The organism is Limnohabitans sp. Jir72 (assembly GCF_003063575.1).
Lineage (GTDB): Bacteria > Pseudomonadota > Gammaproteobacteria > Burkholderiales > Burkholderiaceae_C > Limnohabitans_A.
Genome location: NZ_NESC01000008.1, coordinates 151828 through 168234 on the forward strand (window position 1 = coordinate 151828; position 16407 = coordinate 168234).

Consider the following 16407-nt stretch of genomic DNA (forward strand, 5'->3'; position numbering starts at 1 on the left):
GATGAAGTCCCTTCGTTTTCTCTGGCTCACCCGTGGCCGTCAAAAGCTGCATTGGACCGATGTGCTCAGCTACGCTTATTTGCTGGTCGGTCTGTTTGTGATGTTTGCGCCGGTGCTCTGGCTGGTGATGTCTTCTTTCAAGACCGAATCGGCCATTGGCCAGTTTCCGCCCACCTTTTTGCCCTACAGCCAAAAGGCCGTGGTGGTGCCGGGGCACGACAAACCTTTGCCCTTGTTCAAGGTGGCAGGCGAGGGTGGTCAGGTGCGCGAGCTGGCCCAGGTCAGCCGCATCGGCATCATGGCGACCATGGTCAATCCGGCTCAACCCAGTGAGACGGTTCAGGTCAACATCCGCGAGCGGGTGCCGGTCAATGAACTGAAGCTCTCCACCAGCAACTACACCGATCTGTTTGGCAAGTTCACCTTTGGTGTTTATCTGTGGAACAGCGTTTTCATCACGGTGGTGGCCACGCTGCTGACCTTGTTGTTCAACTCCATGGCGGCTTTTGCCTTGTCCAAATACCAGTTCAAGGGGCAAAAGGCGGTGTTTCTTTTGATCATTGCCACCTTGATGATCCCGCCCACCATCATCTTGGTGCCGGTGTTTCTGGTCATCAACTCGGTGGGCTTGCTCAACAGCCTGTGGGGCGTGATCTTGCCTGCGGTGGCCACGCCCACTGGGGTGTTTTTGCTGCGCCAATACATGCTGACCATTCCGGACGAGTTGATCGAAGCGGCCCGCATGGACCACGCCAGCGAATGGCGGATTTACTGGCGCATCGTCTTGCCTTTGTCGGCCCCGGCGCTGGCGGTGCTGGCCATTTTCTCGGTCATGTGGCGTTGGAATGACTTTTTACTTCCGCTGATTGTGCTGTCCAAGAGCGAATTTTTCACTTTGCAGCTGGCCCTCAACTCCTTCCAGGGCGAGCTCAACACACAGTGGCACTACCTGCTGGCCATGACGGTGATCACGCTGATCCCGGTCACGCTGGTGTTTGCCTTCTTGCAACGCTACATCACCACCGGCATTGCCAGTGCGGGTGTCAAGTGATCGTGTCCATTTTTATCCATTGAATCGAAGCACCGTGTCCACTTTAGAACTGCGCGCCATCGAGAAATCGTTCGATCAAACCCACGTCATCCATGGTGTGGATTTGCACGTCGCCCATGGCGAATTTGTTGTGTTTGTGGGGCCGTCTGGCTGCGGCAAGTCCACCTTGCTGCGCATGATCGCGGGCCTGGACTCGCCCACGCGAGGCGACTTGCTGATCGATGGCGAACGCGTCAACGACGTTGGCGCTGCCGACCGGGGCTGCGCGATGGTGTTCCAGTCGTATGCGCTGTACCCGCACATGAGCGTGTACGCCAACATGGCGTTTGGTCTGGAAAACGCCAAAGTGCCCCCAGCCGAGATCGCGCAAAAAGTACAGGACGCGGCCGCGCTCTTGCGTCTGGACGCGATGCTGCAGCGCAAGCCCACCCAGCTGTCGGGCGGTCAGCGCCAGCGCGTCGCGATTGGCCGCGCCATCGTGCGCAATCCCAAAATATTCCTGTTTGACGAACCGCTGTCCAACCTGGACGCCGAATTGCGGGTGTCCATGCGCTCCGAATTGCGCGAGCTGCACCAGCGGCTGGGCGCGACCATGGTCTATGTGACGCACGACCAGGTCGAAGCGATGACCATGGCCGACAAGATCGTGGTGCTCAGAGCCGGGCGCATCGAACAGGTGGGCACGCCACAGGCCTTGTATGAAAAACCGGCCAATGTGTTTGTGGCGGGCTTCATTGGCAGCCCCCGCATGAATTTCATCCCGGCGGCCACGGCGCGCACGGCCGCGTCCTTGCAGGCGGCTGTGCCGGCTTGCGCCCAGCAGGTGGGCATCCGGCCCGAGCACTTTCAGGTGTGCGAGGCGGGGCAGGGCTTGGTGTTGCGGGTGCTGGGCACCGAATACCTGGGAGCGCAACGCTTGCTGCAGGGGCAGTTGGTGGACGGCACCCGCGTCGAGGTGCTGATCGATGGTGAGCGTTCGCCACATGTGGGCGAGACCTTGCACATCACGGCGCGGACAGACCGCTTGCATGCCTTTGACGACAACGAACAGCGCTTGGCGCAGGTGAAGCCATGAAACCTTTGCTGGCGCAGTCCTGGACACTGTCCACCGAATTGGCCACCTCGTCGCGCACAGCGCCCGATGCCACCGCTTCCTTGACCACAGGGGGGCAGTTGCAACTGTCCTTTTTGTCGCCCACCTTGGCGCGGGTCACGGTGCGACCTGCCGAAGGCTTCAAGGAGCCACACACCTGGGCCATTGCACCCGTGGCAGGCTCGGATGTGCTTTGGTCGGGTCGCCCGCGTGAGGACATGAGCGGTTTCGAGCGTCCGGCTTTGGCGGTGTCCAAGGACTCGGCGGGCGTGACGACCTTGTCGAGCCCGCGCTTGTCAGTCAGTTTGCTCGGCGATGGGCAAACCCCCTTGCGCTTGCAGTGGGTGTGTGCGGCCACGGGCAAGACGGTGCTGGAAGACCGGCCCACGAGCGCTTACCTTCAAGAGCGGCGCACAGGCCTGGTGCGGCACAGCGTGGTGCGCGACCCGCGTGAGCACTACTTCGGCCTGGGCGACAAGACCGGCCCGCTGAACCTGCATGGCCGCCGCCTGCGCTGTCTGGGGCAGGACGCTTTGGGTTACGACCCTCAAAGCGGTGACCCGCTGTACAAACATTGGCCTTTTGTCATGTCGCGCACCGTGGACGGTTTGTGGGTGGGCTTGTATTACGACACCTTGGCCATGTGCACCTTCGATTTGGGCTGTGAGCATGACAACTACCACGGCTTTTTCCGCACCGTGGACATTGACGATGGTGACCTGGATTACTACCTCATGCTGGGCCAGACCCCGGCCGAGGTGTTGGCCCAATTTGTGGCGCTCATCGGCGGCACGCATTTGCCCCCGCGCTGGAGCCTGGGTTATGCCCAGACGGCCATGGGCCTGGCCGATGCGCCCGATGCCCAAAACCAGCTGGACCGTTTCATCGACCTGTGCGCCAGCCAGCGCATCCCGATTTCATCGTTCCACTACGGCTCGGGGTATTCGAGCCGAGGCAAGCAGCGTTATGTCTTCACCTGGAACCACGACAAGTTCCCCGATCCGAAGGCCATCAACCACAAATTCCAAAGCCACGGCATGCGGCTGGTGGCCAACATCAAGCCATGCCTGCTCGACGACCACCCGTCGTATCAGGCTTTGAATGCACAGCATGCTTTCATTGAAGACCAGAGCACGGATCAGGCGGTGGTTGAGCCTTTTTGGGATGGCCAGGGCTCGCACCTGGACTTCACCCGTCCACAAGCAGTGGCCTGGTGGCAGGAGCAGCTCAAGCGCCAAGTGCTGGAGCAGGCCATTGATGCCGGCTGGAACGACAACAACGAATACGCCATCCAGAATGAAGACGCCTACAGCGACGCTGGCGGTGCCCGCTTGGCCATGCACCGCAGCAGGCCGCTGCATTCGCTGCTGATGACCCGCGCTACCTTTGAGGCGCAACAAGCGCATGCGGCCGACCCTTCTGAGGCCACGTTCACCGTGACCCGTGCCGGTCCACCTGGCTTGCAACGCTATGCCCAGACCTGGTCGGGGGACAACACCACCAGCTGGGCCACGCTCAAGTGGAATTTGCGCACGGGCCTGCAGATGAGCCTGTCGGGCATGTTCAATGTGGGGCACGACGTGGGGGGCTTTTATGGCCCGTTGCCAGAGCCGGAGTTGTTCCTGCGGTGGGTGCAGGCTTGCTGCCTCAACCCCCGCATGGTCATGAATTCTTGGAAAGAGGGCGGCATCAGCAACCTGCCTTGGATGCACCCCGAGGTCACCGATGCCGTTCGCGACGCGATCGCTTTGCGTTACCGGCTGATGCCGTATCTGTGGGATTGCTTTGAGCAGGCCACCCAAAAGCACGTGCCCATCATCCGCCCCACGTTCTTCAATTTCCCGGACGATCTGCAATGCCTGGAAGATTCTGACGAGTTCATGCTGGGCCAGAGTATTTTGGTGTCGCCGGTCGTGACCGAGGGTCAGCGTGAAAAACGGGTTTACATGCCCCAACTGTCTGGCGGGCGTTGCTGGGTGGACTTTCAAACCCGCCAACGGTTGGCCGCCGGAGCCTGGCACACCGTGGCAGCACCGCTTGGGCATTTGCCGATGTTTGTGGCTGAGGGCACCAAGATTGCAGTGGCCAGTCCTGTGGCGGGGCAATTGCCAAGGCACGACGATCCGGTGTCTGAAATTTTGGATTTCTGACCGCTTTTCGAGAGGGGTTTTCCTCTTGGGGTGGCGAAAACCCCAAGAGCTTTGGCGGCCCAAGTTCTCTATGATTCATTCACATTGCATATTCATATGAAAAGTTCTTCTTATGGAGTGTGTCTGATTCATTTATAAACACGCCATGGCATCGGTCCAACTTCAACAAGTCCAAAAAAGCTACGACGGTCAGCACAAGGTCATCCATGGAATCGACCTGGAGATTCAGCATGGCGAATTCGTCGTGTTTGTGGGGCCGTCGGGCTGCGGCAAGTCCACACTGCTGCGGATGATCGCAGGGCTCGAACCCATCACGGGCGGTGACGTGTTGATCGACGGTCGCCGTGTCAACGACGAGCCACCGCGTCACCGCGACATCGCCATGGTGTTTCAGGACTATGCGCTTTACCCGCACAAGAGCCTGTACGACAACATGGCTTTCGGTTTGCGCCTGCGCAAAACGCCCGAAGCCGAGATCCACCAAAGGGTCATGGACGCGGCCAAATTGCTGCGCATCGACCACATGCTCGACCGCAAGCCCGCCGCCTTGTCGGGCGGGCAGCGCCAGCGTGTGGCCATTGGGCGGGCCATCGTGCGCCAGCCCAAGGTCTTTCTCTTCGATGAACCCTTGTCCAACCTCGATGCGCAATTGCGCAACGAGATGCGCAGCGAAATCAAAAAGCTGCACCAGCGCTTGGGCGCCACCATCATTTACGTGACCCACGATCAGGTGGAGGCCATGACCTTGGCCGACCGCATCGCGGTGCTCAGCGGTGGGCACAAAATGCAGTACGCCACGCCCGACGAGATCTACAACCGGCCTGCGGCCCGATTTGTGGCGGGTTTCACCGGCAGCCCGCCCATGAACTTGGTCGATTGCACCTTGGTGCAAGGCCATGCCGATTTGGGCGGCGCCATGATCGCCTTGCCTGCAGATCTGACAGCCAGGGCAGCGGCCAGCACCGCGCAGGTGTTTGGCATCCGCCCAGAAAATGTGTCGCTCGCACCCCAACACCTGACCGGTGAAGTGGCGGTGCCTGCGCGCGTGGTCATCAGTGAGCCTTTGGGAGCGGAAACCTTGGTCACCTTCCAAGTGGGCCAGGCCGAATTGGTGGCGCGTTGCCCCGCCAGCTTCAAGGCCGCACCCGGCACAGCGCAGACCCTCTACATGAACCCCGCAGCGATGCATTTGTTCGACCGTGCTTCCGGCCAAGCGCTCTGACAGCTTGGCCACCATTTCTTTCTTTCACTTCGACCAGGAGACCGACATGAAAAAACGTGACACTTTGAAATTCGCCACATGGGCATTGGCCAGCACCTTGGCCATGGGCTCTGCATGGGCGCAGCAAACCACTTTGCGTGTGTTCGTCGGCCCCAACCAGCGCCCTGATCTGCAGGCCAAACTGTTCGAGCAGTACAACAAGGCCAATCCAGGCGTCAAAGTCGAGGTGGAAACCGGCGGTGCGACCTCCGAACTCCAGCGCCAGTACCTGTCGACCGTGCTCAACGCCAAGGACTCGGCGATCGACCTGTTCTTGATCGACATCGTCAACCCCGCGCAATACGCCTCCAAAGGCTGGATCGAGCCATTGGACAAATACGTGGGCGGCGCCGCCGTTTTGAAAAATGACTACTTGCCGGTGTACCAGCAGGCCAACGTGATTGGCGGCAAGCTCTATGCCATGCCCAGCCAGGGCGATGCCATGTTCATGTACTACCGCAAGGACTTGCTGACCAAACATGGCGTGGCCGAGCCCAAGACTTGGGAAGAGTTGGCCGCAGCGGCCAAGAAGATCACCGCAGCCGAGGGCAACGCCAACTTGCAAGGCTTGTCCATTCAGGGCGCGCCGATCGAAGGCGCGGTGTGCACCTTCTTGCTGCCGTACTGGGGGCAGGGCAAGCAGTTCAACGATGCCGGTGGCAAGTTGACGCTGGACAAGGCCGCTGCCGTCAAAGGCCTCAAGAGCTGGCTGGACATGATGGACCAAGGCGTCATCAAAAAGAACGTGGCCGAAGTCACCACCCCCATCACGGTCAACGAATTCAAGGCCGGGCAGGCGGTGTTCGCGATCAACTGGGGCTTTGCCTTTGACCGCTTCAAGGACGATGCCGACTCCACCGTCAAAGGCAAAGTGGGCGTGATGCCATTGCCGGCCATGACCGGCGGCAAATCGGCCACCTGCATGGGCGGATGGCAGTGGGCCATGAATGCCTATGGCAAGAACAAGGACGCCGCAGGCAAGCTGATCCAGTTCCTGTCGTCCAAGCAGGCCAGCGCTTTCATCGCCCGTGAAGGCTCCATCCTCCCGGTCTACCAGAGCGTTTATTCGGACGCCGAAGTGAACAAGGTGGTGCCTTGGTTCAAGGACGCCTTGCCTGTGGTGCTGGCTGCACAAAGCCGCCCCATGGTGGAAGACTACGGCCAGGTGTCGGACATCATCCGCACCACCACCAGCGCCATCTTGGCCCGCACCAAGACGCCAGAAGCCGGTGTGGATGAAATTGCCGCACGCGTTGGCCGTTTGATGCGCTGAAGGCCTTTGAGGCATTGACGCACCGCCATCCCGGGCTTGTGCCCGGGTTTGTTTTTTTAAGCTAACCCATCCCCGTTCATGTTGTCCAAATTGCGCGATCCCAGTGAAAAAACGCTTGCAGTGCTGCTCTTGGCTCCGGCATTTTTGTTGCTGCTGATGATCGTGGTCTACCCGATTGGCAAGCTGGTCTACAACAGCCTGTACGCGGTGGACAAGAACGGGGCGTTTCTGGGCTTGCAAAACTACATCGATGTTGTACAGGACCCCTTGTTCTGGAATGCCACGAAGAACACTTTGCTGATCACCCTGATCACGGTGCCCGGCGCATTGATCGCCGGGCTGGCGCTGGCCATGCTGGCCAATTTGCCCTTCAAGCGCAAATGGCCGGTGCGTTTGTCTTTGCTCTTGCCTTGGGCGCTGCCGCTGTCATTTGCCGGGCTGATTTTTGCCTGGTTTTTTCACACCGAGTACGGCGTTGTCAACGATGTGATGAACCGTCTTGGCTTGCAAAGCGAGCCCACCAGCTGGCTGCTCAAACCCAACTGGGCCATGGCGGCCATTTGCCTGACGGTGATCTGGAAAACATCGTCTTTCATGGCCTTGATTTTGCTGGCTGGTTTGCAAATGATCCCCAAGTCGCTTTACGAAGCGGCCGAGGTAGATGGCGCCAGCCGTTGGCAGCAGTTCTGGCAAATCACCATCCCCATGCTCATGCCCAGCATCATCGTGGCGCTGATTTTTCGCACCATCACGGCTTTGCAGACGTTTGACATTCCGTACACCATGACGCGTGGCGGGCCCGGTGAAGCCACCGAGACCTTGGCCATGCTGATCCACAAATACACCATCGACTATTCGGACATCAGCTTTGGCTCGACCCTGGCCGTTTTCATGTTCCTGATTTCCTTGGTGGTCACCGGCTTTTATTTGAAACAGATCGGGAAGAACGCCGCATGAACCCCACAGGACTTTGGAGCTCGCCCATGCTGCGCTGGGTGGCCGCGGGCATGGTGGTCATCAATGGCTTTTTCCCGGCGGTCTGGATCTTGTTCACCTCGCTCAAAAGCGAAGCGGAGCTGGTGCAAAAACCCATCACCTGGTGGCCGGCCAAGCCGATGCTGGACAACTACGTGCGGGCGTTCACCGACCAGCCGCTGTTGACTTACTTGAAGAACAGTTTGTTGATCGCCTGTGGTGCCACGGCTTTGTCTTTGGTGGTGGCGGCTTTTGCGGCCTATGCGATTGCCCGCTTGAACCTGAAACGGCGTCAGCTCATCTTGACGTGCATCGTGGCTTCCAGCATGTTCCCACTGGTGACCTTGTTGGTGCCGATTTTCGAGACCATGCGCGCTTTGGGCTGGTTGAACACCTACATCGCTTTGATCTTGCCCTACGTGGTGCTCAACTTGCCAGTCTGTACTTTGGTGTTGGTGAGTTTCTTTCAAAGCATCCCGCGTGATCTGGAGAATGCCGCCATGATCGACGGCTGCACCCGCATGGGCGCGCTTTGGCAAGTGGTGGTGCCTTTGGCTGCGCCGGGTGTTTTCACGGCGGGCATTTTGGCTTTTGTGAATTCCTGGGACGAGTTTCTGCTGGCGCTGTCTCTCAATTCCAGTCCGGCAGTGCGCACCTTGCCGGTGGGTATCGCGCTGTACCAAGGCGAATTCACCTTCCCTTGGCCCATCATTTCAGCGGCCTTGATTGTGGCCATCGTGCCGGTGGCGATTTTGATTGCCCTGTTTCAGGAGCGGGTGGTTGGCGGCCTCACGCAAGGGGGCCTCAAGGGTTGATCTGATCGCTTGGTGACTGAGCGCCGGCATCGATGGGCGGTTTTCAGAACGGGATACGGCCCGTCCAGATGTCCTTGTACATGACCCAGTCGCCCATGAAGCTGTAGAGCGGTCGTTTGAAGCTGGCGGGTTTGTTGTTCTCGAACACAAAGTGGCCCAGCCAGGCGCAGCCATAGCCGCACAGCAGGCCATACAAAAAGTATTGCGGCTTGCCGGTGTAGGCCAGCATGGCCAGGCACAGTAAAGACAGCGTGCTGCCCACAAAGTGCAGGCGGCGGCAGGTGCGGTTGTTGTGCTCGCTCAAATAAAACGGGTAGAACTCGGCAAAGCTGTTGTGGGTCATTTTTGTCTCCTCTGGTTTTTTAACGGGTGCTGAAGGGGGCGCTCAAAAAGCCTCTAAAGCGGGCACGCCCACCGCGCTCGGGATCGCGGGTCAAGCGGTAATCAGGGAAGCGCCCCAAAAACCGGCCAATGGCAATGCGGCCTTCCAGTCGCGCCAAGCTCAGGCCCGCGCACTGGTGCACGCCAAAGCCAAACGCCAGGTGCTTGTTGCCGGTGCGGCGCAGGTCCAGCTGCTCGGGGTTTTCATAAACCTCAGGGTCGCGGTTGGCCGCGCCTATGCACAGCGTGACCAAGGTGCCTGCAGGCAAGTCCACGCCATTGACCTGCGTGGCTTGCAAGGCGCGGCGATTGCCCAATTGGTTGGACGATTCAAAGCGCAAGAATTCGTCCACCGCAAGGCCCAAAATCTGTTCCTCGGCTTCCTCGTCGGGTGCTTGCTGCAGGTCCGACAAGAGGCGCATGCGTTGCTCGGGCCACTCCTGCAGGCTGATGAGCGCGTTACCGATCAGGTTGGTGGTGGTCTCGTGTCCGGCATTGAGCAGAAAGACGCAGTTTTGCAACAGCTCGACTTCGCTCAGGGCGTCGCCACTTGCCTCACCCTGGATCAAGCGGGTCAGCACATCGTGCTCCGGATCGCCCGGGTGCTGGCGACGCTTGGCCACCAGCTCGCGCAGGTAATCCAAAAATTCATTCACGCTGCGGTTGCCCAGGGCTTCTTGCTCAGGCGTGAGTGAGGGCTCCAGTGCCCCCAGAATGGCGAGCGACCAGTTGCGCAGCGGCTCGCGGTCGGCATGCGGCACGTCCAGCAGGTTGCCGATGATCTCCACCGGAATGGCCGAGGCGAAGTCCTCGATCAGGTCGCCGCCGCCTTGGGCCTCGATCTTGTCCAGCAGGCTGTCGACCAGACTGACCAGACCAGGCTCCATGGCCTCGATGGCGCGGCGGGTCAGCGCCCCCATGATCAGGCGTCGCACCCGGGTGTGCAGCGGTGGGTCGTTGAAGACCAGGCTGTTCGTGTGGTGCTCGAACAGCGGCGCCACACCGCCCGCGGTGGTGTAGGGCGGCTGGTTGAAGGGCGCGTGGTTGTATTTGGGTCCGAACTCGACTTGTTTGTCGGAGCTGAAGACCTTGGCGTCGCGGTACACGGCCACCAGATCGGCATGTCGCGTGAGGAAATACGAGCCATCGGGCATGCGCTTGAAAGGCTCGGCCTCGCGCAGCATGGCATAGACCGGGTAGGGGTTGTCCAAAAAATCGCGCGGCAGGCTGCGCAGGTCCAGCGTGCGGGCGATCTCTTGGGCTCGTTCGGGTGACAAGGGTGGGGTGATGTGGGCAGGCAGTGTGTTCATCTTGTAGGAGCGCACCCCTGTGCGCGAATGTTCGCCAGGGTCACGGCTTTAAAAAATCCTTGAGGGCTTGCAGAACGCCTTCGGGCGCTTCGGTCATCAGCGAATGGCCCGCAGGCAACTGCGCCACGGTGGGGTGGGCGCACAGCTGGATCAGGCTTTGCGCGGCTTTGGGGGGCGTCATCTGGTCGGCCGAGCCCAGCACAAACAAGGTGGGGCAAGTCACTTGGGGCATGGCCGCTTCGGCACCGGCATAGCTGTCGCAGGCCTTGAAGCCGGTGTGGAAGACATTGACCTGGGTGTTGCTGGCCAACACACGGCGCATGAGCGCCTTGCTGCCGCCATACAGCCAAGTGCCCGGGCCCAATGCCGAAGGTGGTGGGGCCAAGGTGGAATGAGAAAAGCTGTTGACCATGTCGATCGCCTTGAACGGTGCGCTGACCGACAAGTCGAGCAGGGCGGGCGAGACGCGCATCGGGTAGGCCGTGCCGACCATCACCAGGTGGCCCACGCGCCCCGGATGCAGTGCCGCGTCACGGGCGGTGGCTTCCAGCGCGATCAGCGAGCCGAAGCTGTGGCCGATCAAGGCGGCTTTTTCGATCTTCAGCGCATCGAGCAAAGCGATGACGGTGCCTGCCGCTTCCTCGACGCTTTGCGGTGGCGTGCCTGCGCTTTTGCAGTGCCCCGGCAGGTCAATGGCCAGCACGTTCCAGCCGTGGTGCGCCATGTAACGTGTTTGCAAAATCCAGACGCTGTGGTCGTTGAGCACGCCGTGGATGAACACGGCGGTGGGCTGCGCGGGGTTGAAGTCTTTGCCGCCGGTGTAGGCGTAGAGCTCGTGGTCTTGGACTGTAATTTTCATGCGGCTTTCTCCGCAGCCTTTTCAGCCGATTTCAAGGCTTTTTTGAGGTCGTCGATCAAATCGTCTGGGTCTTCCAGGCCAATCGACAAACGGATCGTGCCTGGGCCAATGCCGCTGGCGGCCAGGGCTTCGTCGCTCATGCGGAAATGCGTGGTACTGGCCGGGTGGATCACCAGGCTGCGGCAGTCGCCCACATTGGCCAGGTGGCTGAAGACCTTGAGGGTCTCAATGAACTTTTGGCCTTGGGCACGGCTGCCCTTGATGTCGAAGCTGAACACAGAGCCCGCGCCGCGAGGCAACAGCTTTTGCGCGAGCTGATGCGAAGGGTGGCTTTCCAGCATGGGGTGACCCACGCGGCTGACCAGCGGGTGTGCGGCCAAAAATGCCACCACCTTTTCGGTGTTGCCCATGTGGCGCGCCATGCGCAGGGGCAGGGTTTCGATGCCTTGCAAGATCAGCCACGCGGTGTGCGGGCTCATGCAGGCGCCAAAGTCGCGCAGGCCTTCGCGGCGGGCCCGCAGCAAGAAGGCGCCCACGGTGCTTTCTTCGCTGAAGACCATGTTGTGAAAGCCTTCGTAGGCTTGGCTCAGCTCGGCAAACTTGCCCGATTTGTCCCAATCAAAACTGCCGCCATCGACCACCACACCGCCCACCACCGTGCCGTGGCCCGACAGAAACTTGGTGGCCGAGTGGTAGACCAGATCGGCACCGTGGTCAAAAGGCTTGATCAGCCAGGGCGAGGTGAGGGTGGAGTCCACCAGCAACGGTACACCCGCCTCGTGGGCGATGGCGCTGATGGCTGGGATGTCCAGCACGTCCAGGCCCGGGTTGCCCACGGTCTCGCCAAAAAACAGCTTGGTGTTGGGCTGCACCGCGGCTTTCCACGCGTCCAGATCGCCGGGTTTGACAAAGGTGGTGCGGATGCCAAAACGGCTGAGCGTGTAGTGCAGCAGATTGTGCGAGCCGCCATACAAAGCGGTGGACGCCACGATGTGCGAGCCCGCGCCCATGAGCGTGGCGATGCTCAGGTGCAAAGCCGCTTGCCCGCTGGCCGTGGTGATGGCCCCGATGCCGCCCTCCAAAGCCGAGATGCGCTGCTCCAGCACCGCGTTGGTGGGGTTGCTGATGCGGCTGTACACATGCCCTGGCCGCTCGAGGTTGAACAGTGCGGCGGCCTGGTCGCTGGACTCGAACACGAAAGAGGTGGTCAGGTGGATCGGCACGGCGCGGGCACCGGTGGCCGGGTCGGGTGCGGCACCTGCGTGCAGGGCGAGGGTGTCAAATCCGGGGTCGCTGTAACCAGCCATGAAATGTCTCCGAAAAAGAAAGTGTGTGGCAAGCTTGTTTCGCTACGCTTTGCTTGCATTGTGGGCTATATTGACAATCAAATTCACCCCGGTTCGACCCTCAGGAGACACACCATGAAAGTCAGCGACATCCTCCGCGTCAAAGGCAACACCTTGTTCACGGTCAAGCCCGACGAACCTTTGTCCGAAGCCATGGGCTTCATGGCCGAAAAAGACATTGGTTCTCTGGTGGTGATGTCCAAAGGCGCATTGGCCGGCATGCTGACTTTCCGTGAGGTGATCCAGCGCATCGTCAAAAACGGCGGCCAGGTGGGCAACACCACCGTCAATGATGCGATGGACCCACAACCCATGACCTGCAGCAGCGAAACCGATCTGGACGAGGTGCGCCGCATGATGCTGGACCGCCACGCCCGCTACATGCCCGTCATGGACGAGCGCATGCTGATGGGGGTGATCAGCTTTTACGACGTGGCCAAGGCCGTGGTGGATGGCCAGAACTTTGAAAACAAGATGCTCAAGGCCTACATCCGCGACTGGCCGGACGAGGCCAATGCCGAGCCAGGCGTCAAGATCTGAGCCTGCCCACCCCTTCAAAGGGCCTGATTCCGAAAAGGGGTCAGGCCTTTTTTGATGCGAGGGGTAGATTCATGAGTAGGAGCCGCACCCTGTGCGCGATTGCCGAACGAAGTGGATCATTCCAGCATTGCGCACGGGGTGCAGCTCCCACAAAAGTAGTCATCGGCAAAGTGCGTCATTCGGGGATAATCCACGCATGAGCGGCAATACCTTCGGAACCCTATTCAACGTCACCAACTTTGGTGAATCCCACGGCCCGGCCATTGGCTGCGTGATCGACGGCTGCCCACCGGGCTTGCCGCTGTCTGAGGCCGACATCCAGCCCGACTTGGACCGCCGCCGTCCCGGCACCAGCAAGTTTGTCACCCAGCGCAACGAACCCGATGCGGTGCAAATCGTCTCGGGCGTTTACCAAGGCCTGACGACCGGCACCCCGATTTGCCTGCTGATCCAGAACACCGACCAGCGCAGCAAGGACTATGGCGACATCTTGCAGACCTTCCGCCCGGGGCATGCCGATTACACCTACTGGCGCAAATACGGCCTGCGCGACCCGCGTGGCGGTGGCCGTTCGTCGGCCCGCTTGACCGCCCCCATGGTGGCTGCGGGTGCTGTCGCCAAGAAGTGGCTCAAGGAAAAACTGGGCACCACTTTTGTGGGTTGCATGACGCAAATCGGCGATGTGCCGATCGGCTTTGAGAGCTGGGACCATGTGCCCAACAACCCGTTTTTTGCCCCGGTGGCCGATGTGTCGGCGCTGGAGGACTACATGAACGCGCTGCGCAAGTCGGGTGACTCGTGCGGTGCGCGCTTGCGCGTGGTGGCCCGTGGCGTGCCTGTGGGCCTGGGCCAGCCGCTGTTTGACAAGATGGATGCCGACATCGCTTACGCCATGATGGGCATCAACGCCGTCAAGGGTGTGGAGATTGGTGCGGGCTTTGGCTGCGTGACGCAAAAAGGCAGCACGGCCGGCGATGCACTCACGCCCGAGGGCTTTGTGGGCAACAACGCCGGTGGCGTGTTGGGCGGCATCAGCACCGGGCAAGACCTGGAAGTGTCGATCGCCGTCAAGCCGACCAGCTCGATTTTGATTGCGCGCGAGTCGATCGACTCGAATGGCCAGCCGACCGAAGTCATCACCAAGGGCCGCCACGACCCGTGCGTGGGCATTCGTGCCACGCCGATTGCCGAGGCCATGCTGGCCTTGGTGGTCATGGACCATGTCTTGCAACACCGCGCCCAATGCGGCGATGTGGTGCATGCCGTGGCCCCGATCGCTGCCGTCAAACCCTGATGCCCGACAGCCGCAAGCAGCTGCTGCCTTTTGCGGCCATGTCGGCCGCGTATTTCGCGCACATCGGGTTTTTCAACCCCTATTTGCCCCTTTGGCTCAAAGACATGGGGTTGGGCCTCTTGGCCATCAGCGTGCTGACCTCGGTGCAGGCGGCCACCCGTTTGTTTGCGCCCTATGCCTGGGGCGCCTTGAGCGACCGCACCGGCGAGCGGGTCAAGCTGCTGCGCTTGGGCGCGGTGGTGGCGTTTGCCTCGGCTTGCCTGCTGTGGCTGGACTGGGGGCCGGTGGGTCTGGGTTTGGTTTTGCTGGTCATGTTCACCCACACCAGCTCGATGATGCCCATGAGCGAAGCGGCCATGGCGCACCTGGTCAGCCAGAGTGGGGGCTTTGACACCAAGCGCTATGGGCGCGTGCGCCTGTGGGGCTCGCTCGGTTTTCTGGTCACGGTCTTTTTGGCTGGGGCTTGGTTTCAAGCCTTTGGCATGCACCACTTTCCGGGCTGGACGGTGTTCAGTCTGGGGGCTGTGTTGCTGAGTGCTTTTTGGCTGCCCGACTTGAAGGAATCGGTGCATGCTGAGCATTCGCACCTGCCGATCTGGCCGGTGTTGCGCCAAAAGCCGGTGCGCTGGTTTTTTGCAGCGGCGTTTTTCCATGTGCTGTCGCACATCGGCATTTATGTGTTTTTCTCGCTGTACCTCGATGCGCTGGGCTACAGCAAAACCATGATCGGTGTGCTCTGGGCGGTGTCTGTCGCGGTCGAGATCGTTTGGTTCTTCACCCAATCGCGCTGGTTGCCGCGCCTGCCCTTGACGGGCTGGCTGGTGGCTTGCTCGGCGGCCATGGTGCTGCGCATGGCCTTGACCACCGCGTGGGCCGATGTGTTGTGGGTGCTGCTGCTGGCGCAAGCCATCCATGCGCTGACCTTTGCGGCGCACCACACGGCTTGCATTGCCTTGTTGTCGCACCATTTCCCGGGCCGCTTGCGCGGGCGAGGTCAAGCACTGTACACCGTGATCGCTTATGGCTTTCCGGGTGTGTTGGGCGGTTTGCTGGGCGGCGTGCTCAGCGAGCGCTGGGGCTTGCAAAGCGTGTTTGCCGCCAGCGTGCTGACCAGCCTGGTGGCCACCGCCGCGGCCTACAAGGTGTGGCGCCTGCAACACCCGCGCACCGCCGTCACACGGGCTGCTTCATGACCCTTTTGCCTGAATTTTTGCCGCCCACACTGCAGCGGGAACTGACCGGTGTGCAGCGCCATGTCACGCAGCACGCGGGTGCCCGCACGGTCTGGCATGCCTGGGGCGATGCCGACCGGCCGGTGGTGGTTTTGCTGCACGGCGGCAGCGGCAGCTGGACGCATTGGGTGCGCAACATCGCGCCTTTGCGGGGCGCAGGCTGGCGCGTGCTGGTGCCCGATTTGCCAGGCTTTGGCGATTCAGACTTGCCCACAGGCTGCACCGATGTGGATGATTTGCCGGTGCATCTGCACGAAGGCTTGCGCCAATTGAACCCGGTGGGGCCGGTGGCCTTGGTGGGCTTTTCGTTTGGCGGCATGGCGGCAGCACTGTGGCTAGAGGCTTTTCCGCAGGACGCGCAGCAATTGGTCTTGGTGGGCGCGCCCGGCATGGGCTTTGCATTGCCAGACCGCATCCCGCTCAAGGGCTGGCGACACCTGCCCACGCCCGAGGCGCAAAACGAAGTGCATCGGCACAACCTGATGGCCTTGATGCTGCAAGACCCCACAGCTTTGGATGGTTTGGCGCTGAGCTTGCATGCGGCCAATGTGCAGCGTGACCGCATGCCGCGCAGGCGCTTGTCTTCGACCGATATCGTGGCGCAGGCCTTGCCACGCCTGACTTGCCGCATCAGCGCGGTGTACGGTGAGCACGACGCTTTGTACCGTTGGCGCTTACCCGAAGTCCACTTGGCCATGCAAGCTTGGGCCAAAGATTGGGGCCAATGGCACTCAGTGCCGGGGGCCGGTCATTGGGTGCAGTTCGAAGCGGCAGACCGGTTCAATGAGCTGCTGAGTGCGTGCTTGTCCAACAGGCCTTGATGCGTG

Annotated in this window: 15 protein-coding genes; 11 read left to right on the forward strand and 4 right to left on the reverse strand. The window is 60.9% G+C overall.

The annotated features are described in order from the left end of the window. Position 1: 1 nt before the first annotated feature. The 7 genes from B9Z52_RS12850 (at position 2) to B9Z52_RS12880 (ending at position 8618) form a co-directional block, all read left to right on the forward strand. Positions 2-1051, forward strand: a complete 1050-nt coding sequence (locus B9Z52_RS12850) for a carbohydrate ABC transporter permease (protein WP_108414242.1) — start codon at positions 2-4, stop codon at positions 1049-1051. A gap of 34 nt (positions 1052-1085) precedes the next feature. Next, positions 1086-2126 (forward strand): ABC transporter ATP-binding protein, encoded by a 1041-nt coding sequence (locus B9Z52_RS12855; RefSeq protein WP_108414243.1) that lies wholly within the window; start codon positions 1086-1088, stop codon positions 2124-2126. Next, positions 2123-4294, forward strand: a complete 2172-nt coding sequence (locus B9Z52_RS12860; protein WP_108414244.1) for a TIM-barrel domain-containing protein — start codon at positions 2123-2125, stop codon at positions 4292-4294. The genes B9Z52_RS12855 and B9Z52_RS12860 overlap by 4 nt, the downstream gene beginning before the upstream one ends. A 145-nt stretch (positions 4295-4439) precedes the next feature. Next, positions 4440-5516, forward strand: coding sequence for an ABC transporter ATP-binding protein (locus B9Z52_RS12865; protein WP_108414245.1), 1077 nt, complete (start codon positions 4440-4442; stop codon positions 5514-5516). Positions 5517-5562: 46 nt separating this feature from the next. After that, on the forward strand, positions 5563-6828 hold the full coding sequence (locus tag B9Z52_RS12870; protein WP_199222095.1) for an ABC transporter substrate-binding protein: 1266 nt from the start codon (positions 5563-5565) through the stop codon (positions 6826-6828). Positions 6829-6906: 78 nt separating this feature from the next. After that, a complete protein-coding gene (locus B9Z52_RS12875) occupies positions 6907-7785 on the forward strand; it encodes a carbohydrate ABC transporter permease (protein WP_108414246.1) in 879 nt (292 codons plus the stop codon). Further along, positions 7782-8618, forward strand: a complete 837-nt coding sequence (locus tag B9Z52_RS12880) for a carbohydrate ABC transporter permease (RefSeq protein WP_108414247.1) — start codon at positions 7782-7784, stop codon at positions 8616-8618. Before B9Z52_RS12875 ends, B9Z52_RS12880 begins: the two co-directional genes overlap by 4 nt. 43 nt (positions 8619-8661) lie before the next feature. Here B9Z52_RS12880 and B9Z52_RS12885 read toward each other — a convergent pair whose 3' ends face one another. From B9Z52_RS12885 to B9Z52_RS12900, 4 genes are read right to left on the reverse strand one after another with little or no spacing between them, the layout of a single operon-like run. Continuing rightward, positions 8662-8961, reverse strand: a complete 300-nt coding sequence (locus B9Z52_RS12885; RefSeq protein ID WP_108414248.1) for an Mpo1-like protein — start codon at positions 8959-8961, stop codon at positions 8662-8664. 19 nt (positions 8962-8980) lie between these two features. After that, on the reverse strand, positions 8981-10309 hold the full coding sequence (locus tag B9Z52_RS12890; protein ID WP_108414295.1) for a cytochrome P450: 1329 nt from the start codon (positions 10307-10309) through the stop codon (positions 8981-8983). A gap of 40 nt (positions 10310-10349) precedes the next feature. After that, positions 10350-11168 carry an alpha/beta fold hydrolase gene (locus B9Z52_RS12895; protein WP_108414249.1) on the reverse strand — a complete coding sequence of 273 codons (819 nt, stop codon included), beginning with the start codon at positions 11166-11168 and terminating at the stop codon, positions 10350-10352. Next, positions 11165-12475 carry an O-acetylhomoserine aminocarboxypropyltransferase gene (locus B9Z52_RS12900; protein ID WP_108414250.1) on the reverse strand — a complete coding sequence of 437 codons (1311 nt, stop codon included), beginning with the start codon at positions 12473-12475 and terminating at the stop codon, positions 11165-11167. The genes B9Z52_RS12895 and B9Z52_RS12900 overlap by 4 nt, the downstream gene beginning before the upstream one ends. Before the next feature lie 114 nt (positions 12476-12589). Between B9Z52_RS12900 and B9Z52_RS12905 the strand changes: the two genes are divergently transcribed. The 4 genes from B9Z52_RS12905 (at position 12590) to B9Z52_RS12920 (ending at position 16401) form a co-directional block, all read left to right on the forward strand. Further along, a complete protein-coding gene (locus B9Z52_RS12905; RefSeq protein WP_108414251.1) occupies positions 12590-13054 on the forward strand; it encodes a CBS domain-containing protein in 465 nt (154 codons plus the stop codon). Between the two features lie 196 nt (positions 13055-13250). Continuing rightward, positions 13251-14348, forward strand: a complete 1098-nt coding sequence (aroC, locus tag B9Z52_RS12910) for a chorismate synthase (RefSeq protein ID WP_108414252.1) — start codon at positions 13251-13253, stop codon at positions 14346-14348. Further along, complete coding sequence (locus B9Z52_RS12915; protein ID WP_108414253.1) at positions 14348-15541, forward strand: MFS transporter; 1194 nt, start codon at positions 14348-14350, stop codon at positions 15539-15541. The genes aroC and B9Z52_RS12915 overlap by 1 nt, the downstream gene beginning before the upstream one ends. Continuing rightward, entirely contained in the window at positions 15538-16401 is an 864-nt protein-coding gene (locus B9Z52_RS12920; protein WP_108414254.1) for an alpha/beta fold hydrolase, read from the forward strand. Before B9Z52_RS12915 ends, B9Z52_RS12920 begins: the two co-directional genes overlap by 4 nt. Positions 16402-16407: the final 6 nt, after the last annotated feature.

Bases quoted from the DNA above. Each gene is read 5' to 3' on its own strand.
- B9Z52_RS12860 (WP_108414244.1), top strand. From the start codon at position 2,123: ATGAAACCTTTGCTGGCGCAGTCCTGGACACTGTCCACCGAATTGGCC.
- B9Z52_RS12865 (WP_108414245.1), top strand. From the start codon at position 4,440: ATGGCATCGGTCCAACTTCAACAAGTCCAAAAAAGCTACGACGGTCAG.
- B9Z52_RS12900 (WP_108414250.1), bottom strand. From the start codon at position 12,475: ATGGCTGGTTACAGCGACCCCGGATTTGACACCCTCGCCCTGCACGCA.
- B9Z52_RS12890 (WP_108414295.1), bottom strand. From the start codon at position 10,309: ATGAACACACTGCCTGCCCACATCACCCCACCCTTGTCACCCGAACGA.
- B9Z52_RS12870 (WP_199222095.1), top strand. From the start codon at position 5,563: ATGAAAAAACGTGACACTTTGAAATTCGCCACATGGGCATTGGCCAGC.
- B9Z52_RS12875 (WP_108414246.1), top strand. From the start codon at position 6,907: ATGTTGTCCAAATTGCGCGATCCCAGTGAAAAAACGCTTGCAGTGCTG.
- B9Z52_RS12920 (WP_108414254.1), top strand. From the start codon at position 15,538: ATGACCCTTTTGCCTGAATTTTTGCCGCCCACACTGCAGCGGGAACTG.
- B9Z52_RS12915 (WP_108414253.1), top strand. From the start codon at position 14,348: ATGCCCGACAGCCGCAAGCAGCTGCTGCCTTTTGCGGCCATGTCGGCC.
- B9Z52_RS12905 (WP_108414251.1), top strand. From the start codon at position 12,590: ATGAAAGTCAGCGACATCCTCCGCGTCAAAGGCAACACCTTGTTCACG.
- B9Z52_RS12895 (WP_108414249.1), bottom strand. From the start codon at position 11,168: ATGAAAATTACAGTCCAAGACCACGAGCTCTACGCCTACACCGGCGGC.
- B9Z52_RS12880 (WP_108414247.1), top strand. From the start codon at position 7,782: ATGAACCCCACAGGACTTTGGAGCTCGCCCATGCTGCGCTGGGTGGCC.
- B9Z52_RS12850 (WP_108414242.1), top strand. From the start codon at position 2: ATGAAGTCCCTTCGTTTTCTCTGGCTCACCCGTGGCCGTCAAAAGCTG.
- B9Z52_RS12885 (WP_108414248.1), bottom strand. From the start codon at position 8,961: ATGACCCACAACAGCTTTGCCGAGTTCTACCCGTTTTATTTGAGCGAG.
- aroC (WP_108414252.1), top strand. From the start codon at position 13,251: ATGAGCGGCAATACCTTCGGAACCCTATTCAACGTCACCAACTTTGGT.